The organism is Streptomyces sp. NBC_01381, from assembly GCF_026340305.1.
Taxonomy (GTDB): Bacteria; Actinomycetota; Actinomycetes; order Streptomycetales; family Streptomycetaceae; genus Streptomyces.
Genome location: NZ_JAPEPI010000002.1, coordinates 1854986 through 1873054 on the forward strand (window position 1 = coordinate 1854986; position 18069 = coordinate 1873054).

Consider the following 18069-nt stretch of genomic DNA (forward strand, 5'->3'; position numbering starts at 1 on the left):
AGGGCCGCCATGACGACACAGGTACGCGTAGGGGTCCAGGCCATCGTCCGGGCGGGCGGCCGCGTACTGCTTGGGCTGCGGGCGAACACCTTCGGCCACGGCACGTGGGGGCTGCCCGGCGGCCATCTCGAAGTGGGCGAGTCGCTGGCCGGTGCCGCCTGCCGGGAGCTTGAGGAGGAGACGGGGCTGCGCGCGATCGGCACCCGCGTCGCCTGCGTCACCGATCCCGACCCGGCGGCCAACCACCACATGCAGATCGGCGTGGAGATCCTGGACTTCGCCGGTGAGCCCCGGGTCAGAGAGCCCGAGCGGTGTGTGCGCTGGGAGTTCTGGCACCTGGACGCGCTGCCGGACGCGGTGTTCGTGGGATCGGCGGGGGTGCTGCGCAGCGTCAGGGGCGGCGCTCTCCATCTTCCCTGATCGAGGGCCGGGCCCTCGGCTTGCGCGACCCGTCGTCGGACTGTGCGCGTACGGCGTCGCGCAGGGCCGCCTTGTGTTCCGGCTCGCTCGCCTCGAACTGGTCGAGGGGGCTTGCCAGTTCCCATTGGGTCTCGAACTCGCTCCGGCTGTCTCCGTAATACCTGCTGTCCTTGTGGAATTCCATCTCGAAAACATTGAGCTTGCGTCGGGTCCTGCGCTCCGGATTCGAGGTGATGTACGGCTCGAAGAACCCCATGTCCGTGGTGAGCAGGGTCGATCCGGGAAGGTCCATGTGCGTCAATCGCAGCTCGATTCCGTATCCGTACTCTTCCCGCAGTGCGCGATAGGCCTCGATCACGGGAAGAAAGGTCTTGCTGTAGTAGTCGCTCGCGGCCACGATGTCCACGATGTTGTGGGAGTTGGGGCGCTCCGCCGTCGCGTCGTGCTTGGTGAACTGGGCGCTGGCATTCCAGGGACTGCTGATGATCGCGTAGAAATAGCTGCCCCGGCGCAGGGCGTTGATGATGTCGGGACGGAAGAGCGCCAGGTCCGACAGATAGAAGGACGCGCCCGCGTGCGCGATCAGCCTGATCATGTTCTTCTCCCGCTGGAGCGCCCAGCGCTTGGCGTCGTTGCGGGCCTCGTTCTCCTGAGGTGTGTAAGTGTGCTCGATGAGATACGGAAGCTGGTCGGGCGGAGTCGTGATCACCCGCATGTCGGCGAGCGCCGTGCGCAGTTCACGTGTCTGGGAGTGTGCCCGGCCCAGAGTGTCCGCGGCCCTGGCCGTGGCCGCTTCGAGCACCGCCATGGCCTGCTGCCGGCGCGCTGTGCCGAGCTCCGTTCCTTCGGCCGACTCGAACTCGGCTGCGGCAAGGGCTGCTTGGGCGACCAGCGTCTGCGGATGATCGGGGCCGAGGAACGCGGACGCGCGCAAGTGGGCGATCTCCAGGTCTCCGAGCTCCTGCTCGCCGCCGCGCTCGTCGTCCTGCCCCGCCCTTGCCTCCTGGAACCTGGCTGCCGCCAGTGCCGCCCTGGCCCCTATGGCCTTGGGATGGCTCTCGCCCTTGAGGTCGGTGAACTGGTCCACGGCTTCCGCGAACTGCTCCAGTGCGTCAGAGAGTTCGGCCATGTCGTGGCGGAACGTGGCCACTTCGACGCGCACCCACTCGGCGGTGAGGAGCGTCTCCGGGTCGCTGCTCCAGTGCCTCCCCAGTACGGTGACCGCCTCCTGCGCCCAGGACCAGGCGTCCTCCAGATGGCCGGCCCGCAGGTCCACCGCGCTCAGGTTGGCGAGAATCTTGGCGAGCACGGGAGACGTCGTGCACTGGGCCCGATCGCGGGCGCGGTTGAGGGCCATGAGGGCGCGGTCGAGATCGTCGTGCTCCGCGAGCAGTGAGCCGAGTTCGTTCCAGGTGTCGGGCGTGAACAACGACCGGTCCGCCTCGGAGAGCTCCATGTGTTGCAGAGTCACATCGGCTACCTCGATGGAGAGTTCCCGCATGCCGAGCGCCAGGAGGAGCCGCGCGAGGTGGATGCGCCGTCCGGTGATGCCCCTGCGTGGCGGGTGGGACAGTTCACGGTTCTTGAGGCGCTCGACGTAGTCGGTGAGGGTCTCCTCGATGTCCGGCCGCGCGGTGCCGTTCGTCAGGAGGGCGTCCTCCGCGGCCGTTATCGCCTCGGCGAGATGCGTCATCGTCGTCATGTCCCCTCCTGGAGACGGGCGGGCCCGCATGCCTTCACGGCCGGTGCCAGCGCAGGTTCACGTAGTCGGCCACGCCGGCCCTCTCCAGTGCGGACGGCACCGTGTTGTCCTTGCGGGCCTTGGCCTCCGTCTGCGGGTCCTGGATGACCGTGTAGACACGTCCGGGATCGGACGGCTCGTGCCCGGCCCGCCGGTGCTGGAAATCGAGTTCCCTGAACCTCAGCACCGCCTCCTCTATGGTCCCGGCGAAGAGGGTTTCCTGCGGAGCGTCCGTGTCGGCGGGCCGACCGACGAGGAGGCCGATGACGGCGGTGGAGCGGCCGGACTCGTCGCGGTCGACAGGGCTGCCGTAGAACTTGTGCACCTCGTCGCACGTACCGTCATGCCACAGGCGGTGCGAGCTGGCGGTCTGACCGTCTGTCCTTTGGTAGATGACCGATACGTGACTCACGGTTCCCTTCAGCGCGACGCAGTTGTCGGACGGCCGGTGGGCGGCGGCCCAGGGTTCGTTCTTCTGCGCGAAGCCGAACGTGATGTGGGGGAGCGGCACGCGCTCGCCCTTCGGAAAGACGATCTTCAGGAGAGCCATGTCGGTGAGGAGGTCGAAATCCTCGACCTCTCCCTCCAGTTCCCTGCCGTCCGCGAGGCAGAGGGTCACCGGCTGTTTGCATTCTTCCTTGTTGCCTCCGAGGCAGTGTGCGGCGGTGAGGGCGTAGTACCTGGTGAGGCGTACGCCGGGGCATAAGTGATCGTTGCTTCGGTGTATCTGGATCAAGTGCTTCTGCTGCGTCATGGGTTCGTCCCCCGTCCGATCCCAGAAGCGTGCGGCGCCTTTGCCGGTGGAAAATGCAATGGTAGCCAGGATCGGATCCGGGCCGGGAGTGGCCGAGCAAGATTCCTTGTCGGAAACCGGCTTGAGGAGATCCTTCCGAATTCCTTCACCGGAAAGGGCGCCATTTCCATGGCGCATTCCGCCGCTCCCGCTCCCCGTGCACCTCCGTGCGCAGGGTGCTCAGGAACTGCCGGTCGGCTTCTTCCGATTCCTTGACGCGATCGGTGAACTTCCGCCACAGCGGGTCCGCCCGGCTGGCCCGCGGATTGGTCCCTTCCTGGGCGTCCCAGGCCTCAAGGGCCGACTTCCACGCATGCATCGCCTTGAAGTGCTTCCAGTGGGCGTCGAGGACGGGCTTCGTCGCGTAGATCTCGAGACGGGCCGCGAGGGCATGGGTACCGGCCATGGCCGCGCGGGCGTCGACCGGCAACTCTCCTGTCGCGCTGAGTTCCGTGCGCAGATCGCCGATCTGATGGACGACGATCATGGCCTCCTCGTAGACCTCCATGCACCGTGTCCAGACACGGTTTTCACGCTCTCTTTTGTTCGTCGCGTGCTGGGTGAGCCACGCCCCCGAGAAGGAGGCGACGGCGCCCAGGCTCATTCCGATGATCGCCGCAGTGGCCGGATTGAGTGTCACTCCGTCATCATGGCCGCCGGAAGCGGGCCCGGGCAGTCGTCGTCGTACGGCAATGTCCCCTGGCCGGAGCCGAGTTGGAAGGGCGTATCGCATGGCCGACCATGACCTCACGGGGTTCACCCGGGGTCTCTTCACGCACGAGGGCACCACCCGCAGGGTTCTGCGGCGCGGGGAAGGGCCCGCCGTCATCGTGATGGCGGAGATACCCGGCATCACGCCCAAGGTCCTCGCGTTCGCCGAGCAGGTGGCCGCCATCGGTTGCACGGCGGTGCTCCCCGTGCTGTTCGGGAAACCCGGGTTCGACCCCGACCCCAAGACCCACGGGCAGCTGAAGGCAGGGCTCTACGCGGCGTCGACCACCCTGAAGGTCTGTGTGAGCCGGGAGTTCACCCTGCTCGCCACCGGCCGCAGCTCACGCGTGGTCGCCTGGCTGCGCGCCCTCGCCGCACACGAGCACGAGCGGTGCGGCGGCCCCGGGGTCGGCGCCGTCGGCATGTGCCTCACCGGCGGCTTCGCCCTGGCGATGGCCACCGACGAGCGGCTGCTCGCCCCGGTCCTCTCGCAGCCCTCGCTGCCGCTCGCGGTCAACTCCCGCCGTGCCTGCGGCATCGACATCTCCGCCGATGAGCTCGCCGTGGTGAAGGGCCGCTGCGAGCGGGACGGGCTCCGGGTGCTCGGGATGCGCTTCCGCGGCGACCGGCTGGTTCCGGGCGACCGTTTCGCCTTCCTGCGCGAGCAGCTCGGCGACGCGTTCACCGCCGTCGAGCTCGACGACGGCGACGCCGACCCCGATGCCGTCCTGCCGCCGCACTCCGTCCTGACCGAGCACCTCATCGACGAGCCGGGCCAGCCGACCCGGGCCGCGCTCGACGAGGTCCTCGACCTCTTCCGTACGCGACTGCTCACGGGCACGGACACGGGCACCCCGGCTGCCTGACCGCCTCAGACGCCCGCGACCTCTCCGCGCCGCACCGCCCGCGGCGTCGCCCCCCACCAGCGGCGGCAGCAGCGGTTGAGGGCCGACTGTTCGGAGAGGCCGAGGAGCAGGGCGATCTGGCCCAGCGGGAGGTCGGTTGTCGTGAGATAGCGGCGGGCGGCGCCGCGGCGTTCCGTGTCGATGATCCCGGCGAACGTCGTGCCCTCGTCGCGCAGCCGCCGCTGCAGGGTCCGGGGGTGGACCTTGAGGAGGCGGGCGACGGTGTCGATCTCGGGCGGCGCGGTGCCCAGCGAGCGCGCGACGACGGCGCGGACACGGCCGACCACGTCCGTGCGCTCCCTGAGCGACTGCTCGTCCAGGTAGGCGAGCGCGAGGCGGCGCAGCTCGGCGTTGGAGCCGCCGAGCGACCGGTTGGCCAGGCTCAGCGGGACACGGAGCAGCGCCGCAGGGCGGTTCCCCTTCACGGGTACGCCGAAGAAGTCCTCGTACGTGGAGAGGGGAGCCAGGAGGGGGTGCGGCAGCTCTACGGAGCCGAGCCCGTAAGGGTGGCCCACGAGAAAGCCGATCGCCCGGTGCATGAAACCGAGGGAGAGGTCGATGCCCTGGGGCGGCGCCTCCACGCCCTGGAGAACGCCGTCGCGCACGCCGTACCGCAGCGCGGCCACCCCCGGAGTGCCGTACGGATCGGGCTCCAGGCTGAGGCTCAGCGAGCGTGCGTGCACGAAGAGGTAGCGCGTCGTGCACTCCAGGGCGTCCCCGAGGGTCGCGGAGTTCTGGATGGCGAGGGCGAGGGCGCCGAGCATGCCCAGGTCCTGCCGGGCGGCGATCCGCAGGCCCAGATCCGGGCAGCCGAGATCGGCGGCGGCCAGCTCGAGTACCGTGGCCATCGCCTCTTCGGGGACGAGTAGATCGTCCGTGTCGAGCGCGGCGGTCGGGCAGCCCGCCTGCCGGGCATAGGCCTCGGCGTCACCGCCCAGCTCCGCCACCGTGGCACGGAAGCCGCGCAGCCCCGCCGATCTGATCACGGACATGTCGTACAGGGTCAAAGATCTGTCGTCCCAGGTCAATTCCTGGCGGGTGTGCCTCCGGACACTGAGGACCATGACGCAAAGCGCAGACTCCAGCTCCCCAGGCTCAAGCACCGTAGGCTCCGGGGCACCGGCCGAGCACATCGACGTCGTCATCGTGGGCGCGGGTCTCTCCGGTGTCGGCGCCGCCTACCGGCTGCAGACCGAGTGCCCGGAGCGCTCGTACGCGATCATCGAGGCGCGGCAGTCCATGGGCGGGACGTGGGACCTGTTCCGCTATCCGGGCGTGCGCTCGGACTCCGACATGTTCACCCTGGGCTATGCCTTCAAGCCCTGGCGCGACTCGAAGGTGCTCGCCGACGGCGGGTCCATCCTGAGCTACATCAAGGAGACCGCCGCGGAGTTCGGCATCGACCGCCGGATCCGCTACGGCACCAAGGTCGTCGCCGCCGACTGGTCGAGCGAGACGGCACGCTGGACCGTGACGCTGGAGCGCACGGACGAGGACGGACACCGCACGGCCGAGGACGGCCACCGCACGCAGACCACCGTCACCTGCGATTTCCTTTACTCTTGCGCGGGCTATTACAACTACGACCAAGGGCACACCCCCGAGTTCGAGGGCGTCGACTCGTTCTCCGGCACGGTCGTGCACCCGCAGTTCTGGCCCGAGGACCTGGACCACACCGACAAGCGGGTCGTGGTCATCGGCAGCGGCGCCACCGCCGTCACGCTGGTGCCTGCGATGGCGCAGAGCGCCGCGCACGTCACCATGCTGCAGCGCTCCCCGACCTGGATCGGCTCGCTGCCCTCGCGGGACCGCCTTGCCGACGGCATCCGTGCCGTACTGCCCGCGGGCGCGGCCCACCGGGTCGTACGGACGAAGAACATCTTCTTCGCCATCGGCCTCTACCAGTTCTGCCGCCGCAGCCCGAAGGCGGCGCGGCGCGTGCTCACCGGCCTCAACAAGCGCATCGTCAAGGACGACCGGCTGGTCGCCGACCATCTGACCCCGGCGTACGACCCGTGGGACCAGCGGCTGTGCGTGGTGCCCGACGCCGATCTGTTCAAGGTCCTCAAGACGGGCGCGGCCGAGATCGTCACCGACCACATCGACCGCTTCGTGCCCGAGGGCATCCGCCTGAAGTCCGGCCGAGTCCTGGAGGCCGACGTCGTCGTGACGGCCACGGGACTCCAACTGCTCGCGTTCGGCGGCATCTCACCCAGTGTCGACGGCCAACCGGTCGAGCTGAAGCGCCAGTTCGTGTGGCGCGGCGCGATGCTGACGGGCGTACCGAACTTCGCGGTGTGCATCGGCTACACCAACGCATCCTGGACCCTGCGCGCCGATCTCACGTCCCGTCTGGTGTGCAAGGTCCTCAACCACATGCGGGAGAACGACTACGCGGCGGTGGAGCCGACACCGACGGGCGCCCTGAACGAACGCCCGCTGCTCGACCTGGCCTCCGGATACGTCCAGCGGTCGATCGACGCCTTCCCCCGGCAGGGCGACAAGAGCCCCTGGAAGGTCCGGCAGAACTATGTGCTCGACGCGGCGTCGACGCTGCGGACGAACCTCCGCAGGACGCTGGCGCCGACGCCGGCGTCAGCCGTGCGCCGGGCGCGGGCGGCGGCGGAGACGGAGCGGCCCCGTGAGGAGGCCGCTCGGTGACCGACCCGCCCCAGGTCGCGGGCCGGCCCCGGCTGCGTCCGGCGGATCCGCTCGGCGGCACCGGGCGCTGACCCGCAGCGGCGACAAGGCGGCGCTCCGCCTCAAATGGCCTCCGCCTCAAATGGCCTCGGCCTCAGATGGCCTCGCGAATGGCCCGTTCGAAGCCCTCGACGTGGCTGCGGGTCAGCCGCGCCGCCTGGTCCGGGTCGCCGTCGACGATCGCCTTCAGCAAGGGGTCGTGCTCCACGACGTGCCCCGTCATGCCGGGCAGCCGGTCGATGAACAGGCACCAGATGCGCGTGGCCAGGTTGTCGTGGCGGACCAGGGTGTCTTCCAGGTACGGGTTGTGCGTGGCGGCGTAGATGGCGCGGTGGACCTGGAGGTCGAGGCGCATCAGCTCGTCCGGGTCGTGGGGACGTGAGTCCACGCCGGCCAGCTCCCGCCGGAGCGCTGTCAGGGTCGCCCGGTCCGCGGCCGTGGCACGCCGCGCGGCCTGGGCGGCGGCCAGCGGCTCCAGCTCCAGGCGCACCTCTGAGATGTGGGCCAGGTCGGTGATGTTGACGTCCGTGGCGAAGGTGCCGCGCCGGGGGTACGTCGTGATCAGACGCTCGTACTGAAGCCGCTTGAGCGCCTCGCGCACCGGGGTCCGCCCGACGCCGAGGGACTGCGCGAGCTGGTCCTCGTTGATCGGCGCCCCCGGACGGATCTCGAGCATGACGAGCCAGTCACGGATGGCGCGGTAGGCGCGCTCGGCAAGGGACAGCTCCTCGCCCTTGGGCGCGGTGTCCAGCTGCTGCATGAAAATCCCCCTTGCCGAATGCCCCCTTGACCTGTCCCGCGAGCTCCCATACCTTACCGCACAGGCTGATATATCAGTTGTCCATTAGCTGGCTCTCAGGATGGTGCACAGATGGCAACGAACCCGATGGAGACGGCCCCGTCGATCACCACAGTCGCCTCTTCCCTCGCCCACCCGCTGGCCGCCATCGACCCGGAAGTCGCCGCCGCCGTCGAGGCCGAGCTGCACCGTCAGCAGTCGACCCTCGAGATGATCGCCTCGGAGAACTTCGCACCGGCCGCCGTGATGGAAGCCCAGGGCTCCGTACTGACCAACAAGTACGCCGAGGGCTACCCCGGCCGCCGCTACTACGGCGGCTGTGAACACGTCGACGTCATCGAGCAGTTGGCCATCGACCGGGTCAAGGAACTGTTCGGCGCCGAGGCCGCGAACGTGCAGCCCCACTCGGGCGCCCAGGCCAACGCGGCAGCGATGTTCGCCCTGCTCGACCCCGGTGACACGATCCTCGGCCTGGACCTGGCGCACGGCGGGCACCTCACCCACGGGATGCGCATCAACTACTCCGGCAAGCTCTACGACGTCGTCCCGTACCGCGTCCGCGCATCCGACCTGCGGATCGACATGGACGAGGTGGCGGAGCTCGCCCGCGAGTACCGGCCGAAGCTGATCGTCGCCGGCTGGTCGGCGTACTCCCGCCGTCTCGACTTCGCCGCGTTCCGACGGATCGCCGACGAGGTCGGCGCGTACCTGATGGTCGACATGGCGCACTTCGCGGGTCTCGTCGCGGCCGGACTGCACCCAAGTCCCGTTCCGTACGCGGACGTTGTCACGACCACCACGCACAAGACCCTCGGCGGCCCGCGCGGCGGGGTGATCCTCAGCAGGGCCGCCCTGGCCAAGAAGATCAACTCGGCGGTGTTCCCCGGCCAGCAGGGCGGCCCCCTGGAACATGTCATCGCGGCGAAGGCGGTGGCCTTCAAGGTGGCGGCGGGGGAGGAGTTCAAGGAGCGACAGCGGCGCACCCTGGACGGCGCCCGCATCCTCGCCGGACGGCTGCTCGCCGACGACGTGGCCGAGGCCGGCATCACGGTCCTGACCGGTGGCACCGAGGTCCATCTGATCCTCGTCGACCTGCGGAACTCGGCCCTCGACGGACAGCAGGCCGAGGACCGCCTCCACCGCATCGGCATCACCGTCAACCGCAACGCCGTGCCCTTCGACCCGCGCCCCCCGATGGTCTCCTCGGGCCTGCGGATCGGCACCCCGGCCCTGGCCACCCGAGGCTTCGGCGCGACGGAGTTCCGCGAGGTCGCCGACGTCATCGCCGAGGCGCTGAAGGACGAGAAGTTCGGCGACGAGCGCGCGGAACTGCTGCGTGACAGGGTCGAGAAGCTCGCCGCCGCGTTCCCTCTCTATCCCCACCTGCCCCACCCGAACGGAGCCGCGGCATGACCGCCGAGCCGCTGCCGGAGCACCCCGACTTCCTCTGGCGCACCCCCGAACCCCGCTCGTCGTACGACGTCGTCATCGTCGGCGCGGGCGGCCACGGCCTGGCCACCGCCTACTACCTCGCCAAGAACCACGGCATCACCAACGTCGCCGTACTGGAGAAGGGCTGGCTGGCGGGCGGCAACATGGCCCGCAACACCACGATCATCCGCTCCAACTACCTCCTGGACGAGAGCGCGGGGATCTACGAGCACGCCCTGAAGCTGTGGGAGCGGCTCCCCGAAGAGCTCGACTACGACTTCCTGTTCAGCCAGCGCGGCGTGCTCAACCTCGCGCACACGCTCCAGGACGTACGCGAAGGCGTGCGCCGCGCCAACGCCAACCGCCTCAACGGCGTCGACGCCGAGTGGCTCGAACCGGACGAGGTCGCCAAGGTCTGCCCCATCCTCAACGTCTCGCCCCACACCCGCTATCCGGTGCTCGGCGGCACCTTCCAGCCGCGGGCCGGAATCGCCAAGCACGACCACGTCGCCTGGGCGCTCGCCCGCCGGGCCGACGAGATGGGCGTGGACCTGATCCAGGGCTGCGAGGTCACCGGTTTCCTCAAGGACGGCGACCGGGTCGTCGGCGTCGAGACCAACCTCGGGCGCATCCACGCCGGGCGGGTCGGGCTCGCCGCCGCCGGGCACAGCAGCGTGCTCGCCGAACGGGCGGGCGTCCGGCTGCCGGTGCAGTCCCATCCGCTGCAGGCACTCGTCTCTGAACTGCACGAGCCGGTCCACCCCACCGTCGTCATGTCGAATCACGTGCATGTGTACGTCTCCCAGGCGCACAAGGGCGAGTTGGTGATGGGCGCGGGCGTCGACACGTACAACGGCTACGGGCAGCGCGGCTCCTTCCATGTGATCGAGCATCAGATGGCCGCCGCCGTCGAGCTGTTCCCCGTCTTCGCCCGCGCGCACGTGCTGCGCACCTGGGGCGGCATCGTCGACGTCACCCCCGACGCATCGCCGATCATCGGCGCGACGCCCGTGGAGAACCTCTACGTCAACTGCGGCTGGGGCACCGGCGGTTTCAAGGCAACGCCGGCCGCGGGCTGGACCCTCGCCCACACCATCGCCACCGGCGAACCGCACCCCCTCAACGCCCCCTTCGCCCTCGAACGCTTCACCACGGGCGCACTGATCGACGAACACGGCGCCGCCGCCGTGGCCCATTGAGAGGAGGATCCGATGCTGCTGATCGCCTGCCCATGGTGCGGCCCGCGCGACGAGACCGAATACCACTACGGGGGACAGGCCCACGTCCCCTACCCGGAGAAGCCCGCGGAGCTCGACGACCGGCAGTGGGCCGAGTACGTCTTCTACCGCGACAACCCCAAGGGTCCCTTCGCCGAACGCTGGATGCACGCCCACGGCTGCCGCCGCTGGTTCAACGCCCTGCGCGACACGGCCACTTACGAGGTGCTCGCCACCTACCGGCTCGACGAGCCGCGTCCCGACCCCGCCGCACCGGCCGCCGGAGGAGAGCGATGACCGAACAGCAGCACTTCCGGCTCGGTGACGGAGGCCGCGTCGACCGCGGCACCGTCCTGCGCTTCACCGTCGACGGACGGGAGTTGACCGGCCACCCCGGCGACACCCTCGCATCCGCGATCCTTGCGAACGGCATCGTCGAGGCCGCCCCCTCGCTCTACCGCGGCCGCCCGCGCGGCATCGTCGCCGCGGGAGTGGAGGAGCCCAACGCCCTTGTGCAGATCGGGGGTTCATGTTCCGAAGGCATGCTGCCCGCGACGACCGTGGAGCTGTACGACGGCCTGTCCGCCACCACGCTGTCCGGGATGGGCCGGCTCGACCCGACCCCCGACCCCGCCGTCTACGACAAGAAGTACGTGCACACCGACGTCCTCGTGGTCGGCGCGGGACCGGCGGGACTCGCGGCGGCCGCCACCGCCGCCGAGTCCGGCGCCCGCGTGATCCTCGTCGACGACCAGCCAGAGCCCGGCGGTTCGCTTCTCTCCGGACGCGCCGAGACGGTCGCCGCACAGCCCGCCCTCGACTGGGTCGCCGACGCCCGCGCGGCACTCGAAGCCGCCCCCGAGGCCGTCCTCCTGCCCCGCACCACGGCATTCGGCAGCTACGACGACAACTACGTACTCGCCCTGCAGCGACGCACCGACCACCTCGGCGCCGACGCCCCCGACCCGTCCGAAGGCATCTCGCGCCAACGGCTGTGGCACATACGGGCCCGCCAGGTGGTCCTCGCGACCGGCGCGCACGAGCGCCCGCTCGTCTTCGCCGGCAACGACCGCCCCGGAGTGATGCTCGCCGCGGCCGTGCGGTCCTACCTCAACCGGTATGCCGTGGCCCCGGGTTCGCGGGCCGTGGTGGCCACGACCAACGACAGCGCGTACGACACGGTCGCCGACCTGCACGCCGCCGGGATCGACATCGCCGCCGTGGTCGACGCGCGCCCCACCCTCTCCCGCCGTGCCTCCGAGGTCGCCGCCGCGACCGGGGTGCGGGTGCTGAAGGGCAGCACCGTGGTCGACACCACGGGCGACGCGCGCCTCACCGGCGTCACCGTCCAGGCGCTCGACGGCAGCGGTCAACTCACGGGCGCCCCCGAGTCGTTCGACTGCGACCTGCTCGCCGTGTCGGGCGGCTGGAGCCCGGTGGTGCACCTGCACAGCCAGCGCCAGGGCAAGCTCCGCTGGGACGAGGACCTGGTCGCCTTCGTCCCCGACGGCAGCGTACGCAACCAGCACGTCGTGGGTGCGGCCCGCGGGACGTACGACCTCGACAGCACTCTGGCCGAAGGGCGGCGGGCCGGTGCGCTGGCCGCGACGGACGCCGGATTCCCTGTCCCGGTGCCCGCGGCCCCCGCCGAGGAGGCGCGCCCCGCCACCCGCGCCCTGTGGCTGGTCCCCGGGCCCGACGGAGAGCCCGCCACCTGGGACACCCACTTCGTGGACCTCCAGCGCGATGTCACCGTCGCCGACGTGTGGCGGTCGACCGGCGCCGGAATGCGGGGAGTCGAGCACGTCAAGCGCTACACCTCGCTCGGCACGGCCAACGACCAGGGCAAGACGTCCGGCGTCAACGCGATCGGGGTGATCGCCGAGGCGCTCGGCGCGGGCGCGTCCCCCGGGGAGATCGGCACCACCGCCTACCGGGCGCCCTACACGCCGGTGGCCTTCGCCGCGCTTGCCGGGCGTGAGCGCGGCGAGCTGTTCGATCCGGAGCGCACGACCTCCATCCACCCCTGGCACGTGGCCCACGGGGCGCTGTTCGAGGACGTCGGGCAGTGGAAGCGGCCGTGGTACTACCCGGGGGCGGGGGAGGACATGGACGCGGCGGTGGCGCGCGAGTGCCGTGCGGCCCGCGAAGGAGTGGCCTTCATGGACGCCTCCACCCTTGGCAAGATCGAGATCTGGGGCGCGGACGCGGGCGAGTTCCTCAACCGCGTCTACACCAACGCCTTCAAGAAGCTCAGGCCCGGCATGGCTCGTTACGGCGTCATGTGCAAGCCCGACGGGATGATCTTCGACGACGGTGTGACGCTGCGCCTCGAAGAGAACCGCTACTTCATGACGACCACCACGGGCGGCGCCGCCGGTGTCCTCGACTGGCTGGAGGAGTGGCTGCAGACCGAGTGGCCCGAACTCGACGTCCACTGCACATCGGTGACCGAGCAGTGGTCGACGATCGCCGTCGTCGGCCCGCGGTCGCGCGAGGTCGTCGCCCAGCTCGCCCCCGACATCGACGTGTCGAACGAGGCCTTCCCGTTCATGGCCTTCCGCGAGACGACCCTGGCCTCCGGCATCCCGGCCCGCGTCTGCCGGATCTCCTTCTCCGGTGAACTCGCTTACGAGATCAACGTATCCGCGTGGTACGGCCTCGACGTCTGGGAGGAGGTGGACGCGATCGGCAGGCCGTACGACATCACGCCGTACGGCACCGAGACCATGCACGTCCTGCGGGCCGAGAAGGGGTTCATCATCGTCGGGCAGGACACCGACGGCACCGTCACCCCGCAGGACGCGGGAATGGACTGGGTGGTCTCCCGGCGCAAGGACTTCATCGGAAACCGGTCGTACACGCGCGCGGACACGGCCCGCACCGACCGCAAGCAACTGGTCGGCCTGCTGCCGGCCGACCGCGCGACGCGGCTGCCCGAGGGCTCCCAACTCATCGCAGCGGACACGCCGTTGACCCCCCAGGACGGTCCGGTGCCGATGCTCGGCCACGTCACCTCCAGCTACCACAGCCCGGCACTCGGACGCCCCTTCGCGCTCGCCCTCGTCGCCGACGGACGGGCGAGGATCGGCGAGACCCTCATCGCCCCGGTGGGCGACGACTTGGTGCCCGTCCTGGTGGCCGACTCCGTGCTGTACGACCCCGAAGGGACCAAGCGAGATGGCTGAGCCGACCGAGGCCGCCCCCGGCCCGACGCGCCTGCGCCGCAGCCCGCTGGCGCATCTGGACGAGCGGATGCGCGCCGCCACGGTCACCGGCGCCCGTGGCGTGGCGCTGACCGAGTGGCCGTTCATCACGATGGTGAACCTGCGCGTGGACCCCGCATCCGAAGCGGCCGCCCGCATCGAGCAGACCCTGGGGACGCCGCTTCCCCGGCAGTGCGGGCACACCACCGCGGCCGGTGCCCACACGGCCGCCTGGCTCGGCCCCGACGAGTGGCTCGTCCTCTCCCAGGCCGAAGGCACCGCTCTGGCCGCCGAGTTGAGGGCGGCGCTCGGCGCGGACCCCGGCTCGGTGGTGGACGTATCGGCGAACCGCACCACGCTGGAGCTGACAGGACCGGCCGCCCGGCAGGTCCTGGAGAAGGGCTGCCCGCTGGACCTGCACCCCCGGTCCTTCGGCCCCGGCCGGGCGGTGTCCACCACGGTGGGCCCCATCCCCGTACTCCTCTGGCAGGTCGAGGGTCAGGTCGACGGCGCACCGACTTACCGCCTGTTCCCGCGGGCCTCCTTCGCCGACTACCTCGCGCGCTGGCTCATCGACGCGATGAGCGAGTACGGCTCCCCGGAGGTGCCCTGATGGCGTCGAGTTCATCGCCGGCCGAGCACGTCCTCACCCTGGACTGCCCCGAGTCCCCCGGCATCGTCCACGCCGTCTCGCTGTTCCTGGTCGAGCAGGGCTGCGACATCATCGACAACCAGCAGTTCGGCGACCGCCGGGACGGCCACTTCTTCATGCGGGTGCGCTTCGCGGCCCCCGGCGGCGAGGACGTCACGCAGGCCCTGCGCCGCGACTTCGCCGCCGTGGCCCCGCCCTTCGCCATGCGCTGGCACCTCGAACCGGTCAGCGCCAGACCCCGCGTACTGGTCATGGTGTCCCGCTACGGCCACTGCCTCAACGACCTGCTCTTCCGCGCCCGCAGCGGCGACCTGCCCATCGACGTGGTCGCGGTGGTCTCCAACCACCGCGACCACCAGGCACTCGTCGAGTGGCACGACATCCCGTTCTTCCACATGCCGGTCACCGCCGCCACCAAGCCCGAGGTCGAGGCCCAACTCCTCGACACCGTCGCCTCGTTCGACGTCGACCTGGTCGTCCTCGCGCGCTATATGCAGGTGCTCTCCGACGACCTGTGCCGCAAGCTCGCGGGCCGGGTGATCAACATCCACCACTCGTTCCTGCCGAGCTTCAAGGGCGCCAAGCCCTACCACCAGGCCCACGACCGCGGAGTCAAACTCGTCGGCGCCACCGCCCACTACGTCACCGCCGACCTCGACGAAGGCCCGATCATCGCCCAGGAGGTCATCGACGTCGACCACAGCCACACCCCCGACGACCTGGCCGCGATCGGCCGCGACGCGGAGTCGGCGGCGCTGGCCCGAGCGGTCCGCTGGCACTGCGAAGGCCGGGTGTTCGTGCAGGGCAGGCGGACGGTGGTGCTGCGCTGACGGGGGGACGGTGGTGCCGCGCTGACGGGTGCGCGGTGGTGCCGCGCCGACGGCCGTACGGTGCTGTGCTGACGGCCGTACGTTTTCATCGTGGCGTTCCGCTTCATCACGGCGTTCCGCGCCCCCGCCCACCCCATGTCGGGCACCCTGAACCGGCGACCACCACCCGCCCGTCCGAGAGGCCAGCCATGACCGCGCCGTCCCGCCTCATCAGCACCGTCGACTACCACACGGCGGGCGAACCCTTCCGCATCGTCCTCGGCGGCGTCCGGCCCCCACGCGGTGCGACCGTCCTCGACAAGCGCGACGACGCCATCACCCGCCTCGACGACATCCGCGTACTGCTGACCCACGAGCCGCGCGGCCACGCCGACATGTACGGCTGCTTCGTCACCGAACCGGACGACGACGGCGCCGACTTCGGCCTCGTCTTCTTCCACCGCGAGGGCTTCAGCACGGCCTGCGGCCACGGCTCCATCGCCGCGGCCGTCTGGGCGTACACCACGGGCCACACCCCGCTGCGCGACGACGGCACACTCGTCATCGACGTCCCCTCCGGCCGTGTCACCTGCACTGTCCGCGACACCGCGGACGGACACCCGAGGGTCGCCTTCCGCAACATCGCCTCCTACCTGCACGCCCAGGACGTACCGGTGCCGACCCGGCGGGGCACGACCACCACCGACATCGCGTACGGGGGCGCCTTCTACGCCATGGTCGACACCCGCACCCTCGGCCTTGAGGTCTCCCGCGACCGGCTGCCCGAACTCATCGGCCTGGCCGCCGAGATCAAGACCCACGTCACCAAGAACCACCCCCTGGCCGACCCGGAGGACCCCCGGATCAACGGCCTGTACGGCGTGATCTTCCACGACAGGATCGCCACGGCGGAAGGCCGCGTCGAGGAACGGAACGTCACCGTCTTCGCCGACGGCCAGGTCGACCGTTCCCCGTGCGGCAGCGGCACCAGCGCCCGCATCGCCACCCTCGCCGCGCGCGGGGAGCTCACCGAGAACGCCGTGCTCGTCAATCACGGCATCCTCGACACCACCTTCCTCGGCCGCATCGCCGCCTCGACCACCGTGTACGGGAAGTCCGCCGTCATCCCCGAGGTCGAGGGCACGGCGTACGTCACCGGCTACAACACCCTGGTCGTCGATCCGCGGGACGAGCTGCCGACCGGATTCCTGCTGCCGTCCTCGTAGGGCGCTGCTTGGCGCGCCGCGTGGCGCGCCGCCGAAAAAGGGCTGGCGCCCCGCGCTGCGGCCCGCCTATCGTTGGGGCCGTTCCGGAGGGGCCGCTCTACGCGGCCCTGATCCGCCGTACGTACCAGGAGGTGTGACCGATGGCTGTCGTTGAGATGGGCGCTGCCCGCATCGAGAAGTCCGTTCATTCCACCTCCGTGGTCACCGGCTGACCTTCCTCTTCACCTTCGCGCGCCAGCGTGCGCGTGCGCCGGGGCCACCCCTGTGAAGGGTCCCCCTTGTCTTCTCTCTCTGCATCCATGCAGGCTTCTCCTTCGTCTTCGCACCCTCTCGCGCCCTACGGCTGGGACGAGAACTGGGAAGCCGAGTTCACCCCGTACGCGGCGCAGGGCCTGCTGCCCGGCCGTGTCGTACGCGTCGACCGCGGTCAGTGCGACGTGGTCACCGCGGACGGAACCGTCCGCGCCGACACCGAGTTCGTCGTCCCGCGCGACCCGATGAAGGTGGTGTGCACCGGCGACTGGGCCGCGATCGACCCCGAGGGCGGCGATCCCAGGTATGTGCGTACGCTCCTTCCGCGCCGCACCGCTTTCGTGCGCTCCACCTCCTCCAAGCGGTCCGACGGGCAGATCCTCGCGGCCAACGTGGATCACGCGATCATCGCGGTCTCGCTCGCCGTCGAGCTCGACCTCGGCCGCATCGAGCGGTTCCTGGCCCTGGCCTGGGAATCGGGCGCCCAGCCGGTGGTCGTCCTCTCCAAGGCCGACCTGGTGCCGGACGCCACGGGCCTGTCCTATCTCGTCGAGGACGTGGAGACGACGGCCCCCGGCGTCCAGGTGCTCCCCGTCAGCGCCACCACCGGCGAAGGCGTCGAGATCCTCGCGGCCGTCGTCGCCGGCGGTACGTCCGTGCTGCTCGGCCAGTCCGGGGCGGGCAAGTCGACGCTGGCCAACGCGCTGGTCGGCGAGGACGTCATGGACGTCAATGCCGCCCGTGACGTGGACGGCAAGGGCCGGCACACCACCACGACCCGCAACCTCCTGGTGCTGCCCGGCGGCGGAGTCCTCATCGACACACCGGGGCTGCGCGGTGTGGGCCTGTACGACGCCGGAACGGGCGTCGGCCAGGTCTTCTCCGAGATCGAGGACCTGGCGCGGGACTGCCGCTTCCAGGACTGCGCACACACCGCCGAGCCCGGCTGCGCGGTGCTCGCCGCCCTGGAGGACGGCACACTGCCGGAACGCCGTCTCGACAGCTACCGCAAGCTGATCCGCGAGAACCAGCGGATCGTCGCCAAGACGGACGCACGGGTCCGTGCGGACATGCGCCGCGTGTGGAAGATGCGGGGCGCGGAGGGGCGGGCGGCGATGGAGGCGAAGCGGGGGCGGATGCGCTGAGCGGTTCGCTGTGAGTGCGGTGAGGGAGCTGCGGGCCGGTGGGGGCTGGTCGCGCAGTTCCC

General features: G+C 70.4%; 16 protein-coding genes. 11 read left to right on the forward strand and 5 right to left on the reverse strand.

Translation table 11 applies throughout. The features are described 5' to 3' along the window. The first annotated feature begins 9 nt into the window (after positions 1-9). The gene (locus OG453_RS29935; protein WP_266871671.1) at positions 10-420 is read left to right on the forward strand and encodes an NUDIX hydrolase; all 411 of its coding nucleotides are present in this window, start codon (positions 10-12) and stop codon (positions 418-420) included. On the opposite strand, the gene OG453_RS29940 is transcribed toward OG453_RS29935, so the two are convergent. The 3 genes from OG453_RS29940 to OG453_RS29950 are packed head-to-tail and all read right to left on the reverse strand — an operon-like array spanning position 392 to position 3594. Beyond that, positions 392-2122 (reverse strand): hypothetical protein, encoded by a 1731-nt coding sequence (locus tag OG453_RS29940; protein ID WP_266871672.1) that lies wholly within the window; start codon positions 2120-2122, stop codon positions 392-394. The genes OG453_RS29935 and OG453_RS29940 overlap by 29 nt on opposite strands. A 34-nt stretch (positions 2123-2156) precedes the next feature. Continuing rightward, entirely contained in the window at positions 2157-3092 is a 936-nt protein-coding gene (locus OG453_RS29945) for a serine protease (protein ID WP_266871673.1), read from the reverse strand. After that, positions 3061-3594, reverse strand: a complete 534-nt coding sequence (locus OG453_RS29950) for a hypothetical protein (RefSeq protein WP_266871674.1) — start codon at positions 3592-3594, stop codon at positions 3061-3063. Before OG453_RS29950 ends, OG453_RS29945 begins: the two co-directional genes overlap by 32 nt. Positions 3595-3685: 91 nt before the next feature. On the opposite strand from OG453_RS29950, the gene OG453_RS29955 reads away from it, so the two are divergent. After that, positions 3686-4531, forward strand: a complete 846-nt coding sequence (locus OG453_RS29955; protein ID WP_266871675.1) for a dienelactone hydrolase family protein — start codon at positions 3686-3688, stop codon at positions 4529-4531. Between the two features lie 5 nt (positions 4532-4536). Here OG453_RS29955 and OG453_RS29960 read toward each other — a convergent pair whose 3' ends face one another. Then, entirely contained in the window at positions 4537-5562 is a 1026-nt protein-coding gene (locus OG453_RS29960; RefSeq protein WP_266871676.1) for an AraC family transcriptional regulator, read from the reverse strand. 70 nt (positions 5563-5632) lie between these two features. On the opposite strand from OG453_RS29960, the gene OG453_RS29965 reads away from it, so the two are divergent. Next, a complete protein-coding gene (locus tag OG453_RS29965; protein ID WP_266871678.1) occupies positions 5633-7231 on the forward strand; it encodes an NAD(P)/FAD-dependent oxidoreductase in 1599 nt (532 codons plus the stop codon). A gap of 133 nt (positions 7232-7364) precedes the next feature. On the opposite strand, the gene OG453_RS29970 is transcribed toward OG453_RS29965, so the two are convergent. Continuing rightward, the gene (locus tag OG453_RS29970) at positions 7365-8030 is read right to left on the reverse strand and encodes a GntR family transcriptional regulator (protein ID WP_266871679.1); all 666 of its coding nucleotides are present in this window, start codon (positions 8028-8030) and stop codon (positions 7365-7367) included. A gap of 126 nt (positions 8031-8156) precedes the next feature. Here OG453_RS29970 and glyA point away from each other — a divergent pair, with 126 nt between their 5' ends. The 8 genes from glyA (at position 8157) to rsgA (ending at position 18007) form a co-directional block, all read left to right on the forward strand. Next, positions 8157-9482, forward strand: coding sequence for a serine hydroxymethyltransferase (gene glyA / locus OG453_RS29975; protein ID WP_266873177.1), 1326 nt, complete (start codon positions 8157-8159; stop codon positions 9480-9482). Next, complete coding sequence (locus tag OG453_RS29980; RefSeq protein ID WP_266871680.1) at positions 9479-10699, forward strand: sarcosine oxidase subunit beta family protein; 1221 nt, start codon at positions 9479-9481, stop codon at positions 10697-10699. Before glyA ends, OG453_RS29980 begins: the two co-directional genes overlap by 4 nt. Positions 10700-10711: 12 nt before the next feature. After that, a complete protein-coding gene (locus tag OG453_RS29985) occupies positions 10712-11014 on the forward strand; it encodes a sarcosine oxidase subunit delta (RefSeq protein WP_266871681.1) in 303 nt (100 codons plus the stop codon). Continuing rightward, positions 11011-13905, forward strand: a complete 2895-nt coding sequence (locus OG453_RS29990; RefSeq protein ID WP_266871682.1) for a sarcosine oxidase subunit alpha family protein — start codon at positions 11011-11013, stop codon at positions 13903-13905. Before OG453_RS29985 ends, OG453_RS29990 begins: the two co-directional genes overlap by 4 nt. Next, positions 13898-14536: a sarcosine oxidase subunit gamma gene (locus OG453_RS29995; RefSeq protein ID WP_266871683.1), complete on the forward strand. Its 639-nt coding sequence runs from the start codon at positions 13898-13900 to the stop codon at positions 14534-14536. The genes OG453_RS29990 and OG453_RS29995 overlap by 8 nt, the downstream gene beginning before the upstream one ends. After that, the gene (purU, locus tag OG453_RS30000; protein ID WP_266871684.1) at positions 14536-15405 is read left to right on the forward strand and encodes a formyltetrahydrofolate deformylase; all 870 of its coding nucleotides are present in this window, start codon (positions 14536-14538) and stop codon (positions 15403-15405) included. Before OG453_RS29995 ends, purU begins: the two co-directional genes overlap by 1 nt. 188 nt (positions 15406-15593) lie before the next feature. Next, positions 15594-16610, forward strand: a complete 1017-nt coding sequence (locus tag OG453_RS30005; protein WP_266871685.1) for a proline racemase family protein — start codon at positions 15594-15596, stop codon at positions 16608-16610. A 299-nt stretch (positions 16611-16909) separates the two neighbouring features. Continuing rightward, complete coding sequence (gene rsgA, locus OG453_RS30010; RefSeq protein WP_266871687.1) at positions 16910-18007, forward strand: ribosome small subunit-dependent GTPase A; 1098 nt, start codon at positions 16910-16912, stop codon at positions 18005-18007. The last annotated feature ends 62 nt before the right edge of the window (positions 18008-18069 follow it).

Excerpts from the sequence above, each read along its gene's own strand:
- glyA (WP_266873177.1), top strand. The coding sequence starts at position 8,157 with ATGGAGACGGCCCCGTCGATCACCACAGTCGCCTCTTCCCTCGCCCAC.
- purU (WP_266871684.1), top strand. The coding sequence starts at position 14,536 with ATGGCGTCGAGTTCATCGCCGGCCGAGCACGTCCTCACCCTGGACTGC.
- OG453_RS29940 (WP_266871672.1), bottom strand. The coding sequence starts at position 2,122 with ATGACGACGATGACGCATCTCGCCGAGGCGATAACGGCCGCGGAGGAC.
- OG453_RS29965 (WP_266871678.1), top strand. The coding sequence starts at position 5,633 with ATGACGCAAAGCGCAGACTCCAGCTCCCCAGGCTCAAGCACCGTAGGC.
- OG453_RS29990 (WP_266871682.1), top strand. The coding sequence starts at position 11,011 with ATGACCGAACAGCAGCACTTCCGGCTCGGTGACGGAGGCCGCGTCGAC.
- OG453_RS29960 (WP_266871676.1), bottom strand. The coding sequence starts at position 5,562 with ATGTCCGTGATCAGATCGGCGGGGCTGCGCGGCTTCCGTGCCACGGTG.
- OG453_RS29970 (WP_266871679.1), bottom strand. The coding sequence starts at position 8,030 with ATGCAGCAGCTGGACACCGCGCCCAAGGGCGAGGAGCTGTCCCTTGCC.
- OG453_RS29985 (WP_266871681.1), top strand. The coding sequence starts at position 10,712 with ATGCTGCTGATCGCCTGCCCATGGTGCGGCCCGCGCGACGAGACCGAA.
- OG453_RS30005 (WP_266871685.1), top strand. The coding sequence starts at position 15,594 with ATGACCGCGCCGTCCCGCCTCATCAGCACCGTCGACTACCACACGGCG.
- OG453_RS29980 (WP_266871680.1), top strand. The coding sequence starts at position 9,479 with ATGACCGCCGAGCCGCTGCCGGAGCACCCCGACTTCCTCTGGCGCACC.
- OG453_RS29945 (WP_266871673.1), bottom strand. The coding sequence starts at position 3,092 with ATGCGCCATGGAAATGGCGCCCTTTCCGGTGAAGGAATTCGGAAGGAT.
- OG453_RS29935 (WP_266871671.1), top strand. The coding sequence starts at position 10 with ATGACGACACAGGTACGCGTAGGGGTCCAGGCCATCGTCCGGGCGGGC.
- OG453_RS29955 (WP_266871675.1), top strand. The coding sequence starts at position 3,686 with ATGGCCGACCATGACCTCACGGGGTTCACCCGGGGTCTCTTCACGCAC.
- rsgA (WP_266871687.1), top strand. The coding sequence starts at position 16,910 with ATGCAGGCTTCTCCTTCGTCTTCGCACCCTCTCGCGCCCTACGGCTGG.
- OG453_RS29995 (WP_266871683.1), top strand. The coding sequence starts at position 13,898 with ATGGCTGAGCCGACCGAGGCCGCCCCCGGCCCGACGCGCCTGCGCCGC.